General features: G+C 51.3%; 1 protein-coding gene. It reads left to right on the plus strand.

Annotated elements, in window-relative coordinates; genetic code table 11:
• Positions 1-1274, plus strand: a 1274-nt coding sequence (locus tag H8710_RS13285) for a FliC/FljB family flagellin (protein WP_346727122.1), incomplete at its 5' end; no start/stop codon positions are given.
• Between the last annotated feature and the right edge of the window lie 51 nt (positions 1275-1325).

The raw sequence follows: 1325 nt of genomic DNA on the forward strand, positions 1-1325 counted from the left end.
CACAAAGTGGCCGAAAAGCGGGCCTTCAAGGCCAGTGTCCATGCAAGGAGATACACACCATGTCAGTGATCAATACCAATATCACAGCGATGATCGGCCAGAACAACCTGGCTAAATCACAGAATTCCCTGTCTACCGCTATGGAGCGTTTGTCCTCAGGTCTGCGCATCAACAGCGCTAAAGATGACGCCGCTGGTCAAGCCATCGCCAACCGTATGTCTTCACAGATTACCGGTCTGTCACAGGCTCAGCGTAACGCCAACGACGGTATCTCCGTTGCGCAAACCGCTGAAGGCGCCCTGAACCAGGTAAACGACAACCTGCAGCGTATTCGTGAGCTGGCTGTTCAGTCTCAAAACGACACCAACTCAGCTAATGACCGTGCTTCCATCCAGGACGAAATCGATCAGCGTCTGACCGAGATCAACCGTATCTCTGAACAGACTGATTTCAACGGCGTTAAAGTGCTGGAAGAAGACCGCAGTCTGTCTATTCAGGTAGGTGCCAACGATGGTGAGTCTATCGACGTTGTGTTGGAAAAAATCACTGCTGGTACTCTGAACCTTGGTAGCTTCAACGTTAATGGCCCGCAAGGTGATTTGACTGATCTCACAGGTGGTGGTGCTACAGCAACAGCTGCCTTTGAGAAAGCATACGGTACTGCAACTAGCATCAATGATTCTACCGTCACAGATTTCAGCGCGGATCTGGCAACTGAGCTTGGTATTGCAGGTGGTTCAATTGATACCGGTGGCACTGCCAAGGTTGATGAAGCTGGTAATTGGTATGTAGATGTAACTATTACTGCTGCTAGTGACGCCGAGGTTAATTCTTTGAACCTTCAGGGTCTTGAGTTCGCTGGTACTGGCGCCGCGAATGAGAAAACATTCCGTGTTGCATTGGATCCGGCAGACGCTGATATTACTAATACCCCTGCTACTGCAGAGTTCGATCCTGATGGCAGCAAGTTGGGCGCTAAAGATTTGTTAAGTGGCGCCACTGCTAACCCGATGGAGCAGCTCGATAGTGCTCTGAAGCAAGTAGACGAGCTGCGTTCTGGATTGGGTGCGATCCAAAACCGTTTTGAGTCTGCGATTACCAATCTGCAGACCAATGAAACCAACCTATCCGCTGCTCGGTCACGTATTGAAGATGCTGACTACGCCAGTGAAGTGGCTAACATGACGCGCGCCCAGATCCTGCAACAGGCTGGCACCTCTGTACTGGCCCAGGCCAACCAAACGCCGCAGAACGTCCTGTCTCTGCTGGGCTAAATCTCTTCTAGCCGCTAGACGGCTATCGGTAGATACAGCGAAACAGGCCCA

Origin of the sequence: Fumia xinanensis (assembly GCF_014384905.1) — a bacterium.
Classification (GTDB): Bacteria; Bacillota; Clostridia; order Oscillospirales; family Ruminococcaceae; genus Fumia; species Fumia xinanensis.